Origin of the sequence: Mycobacterium sp. 852002-51152_SCH6134967 (assembly GCF_001667105.1) — a bacterium.
GTDB classification, from domain to species: Bacteria; Actinomycetota; Actinomycetes; order Mycobacteriales; family Mycobacteriaceae; genus Mycobacterium; species Mycobacterium neumannii_A.
Genome location: NZ_LZIK01000014.1, coordinates 1 through 1,434, shown reverse-complemented (window position 1 = coordinate 1,434; position 1,434 = coordinate 1). Strand labels below are relative to the sequence as shown.

General features: G+C 57.9%; 2 protein-coding genes. Both read left to right on the top strand.

Features of this window, described 5'->3' with window-relative positions; translation table 11 throughout:
• A partial coding sequence (locus A5790_RS26110; protein WP_231987594.1) for a hypothetical protein occupies positions 1-379 on the top strand: 379 nt, incomplete at its 5' end.
• Between the two features lie 149 nt (positions 380-528).
• Positions 529-1,434, top strand: a 906-nt coding sequence (locus A5790_RS04240; protein WP_197696706.1) for an HNH endonuclease, incomplete at its 3' end; no start/stop codon positions are given.

Here is a 1,434-nt window from a genome sequence, read left to right as displayed (position 1 = left end):
TTTTCTGGCAGCTCTAGTCGCGCTGACAGCGCCCCTAGGCGCTATGTCACTGACTTCCCCGACTGTCAGCGCGGACGGCCCAGCCGATGAGCAGCAGTTCCTTAAGGCAGTGCGGACACTCCCCTTCTACGTCTTGCCCAGCCGCATCCCCACTGATGCGGACCTACTTGACGGCGGCTACAGAGCCTGTGCAGTGATGGATCAGTACCCCGATCAACCCATGACTGTCTTGTACGTCTATTACGAGGGCGGCAATACCGTCGATGGCAAGATCACTAACGATGGTTGGGACTTCGTGACCTATGCGGCGAGCTACCTATGCGAGAGACACCGAGACATGTACCCGCAGGTCTCCGAAGATGGTCTGTACGGCAACTGATCCGCTCGGTCGGGTCGCTTACATCTTTCGCGGCTGGTCATCGTCTGCAGCCTCCCGCCTGACAGGGTCGATTAGTGTCTCGTTGCGGAAACACTCGTGGTGATGTCCGGGGCTGAGCGGCTCCTCTAATGGCAAAGCGATCACGGAAGTTGCCCGATCCGCTCGATCTGGGCGAGCGAGTCATTGCGATACTTCAGCAGGGTCAGAAGCTGTCGACCTACAAGTTGGCAACCCTCTGGGCATTAGTTGACTACTGTCTCGCCAATGTCCCCAACGATCCAAAGGCGCCGCTGGACGTGCCCATCGAGGCACTAGCCGACGGCGTCATGCGCCTGTATTGGCAGCAAGTTTTGGAGTTTCCCACCACGGCCAAACGCCTCCAGCAGTCCAGCCAAGAAGATAAGAAGCCACTCGCCATCCTCACCCAAGTGGAACGGTTACGCGCTGTCGTCGACGGAGGTCAGCCCGGAATCTCTTTTGGAAGCGCACAAGTCAAAGCAGAGAAACAGTACAAGCGGGCGCGTTCTGCTGTTGCCACAACCCTGCGGCGCTACCCGCTTGCACTGCTGCAACGATTGCCCAGCGGAGGCGGGCACGCCTCGCAGCAATTCCTGTATGACGACAGGTGGATGAACGGCTCAAAGGAGGATGTCGCCGCGCACCACGGCATGGTCCGTTTAAAACCAGGTGTCGCCACGGCTCTGGCGCGGCTGTCGGGACTTCTCATTCCGACGATAAACGTGTTGTGGGTTGAGAAGGTGCAGGATCTTAATCGCGCTGTTAGCGAGAATGTTCCGGATTTCGAAGGCTATCTATTTGGTCGTGACAGGACGGCGCTGAAGCGAGTCGGTGACGCGCTGAAGAAGGCCTACGGTGTCAAATGCTTCTACTGTCACAAGCGAATTGCGACGGAGGTGGACCATGTGCTGCCCTGGTCCCGGTCCCACATCGACAGTCTGGCGAATCTCGTTCAAGGATGTCGGCCTTGTAACACCAACAAGTCTGGGCTACTCCCAGTACCGAAACACGTCAAGGCTGCGCTCGAACGTGAAGAT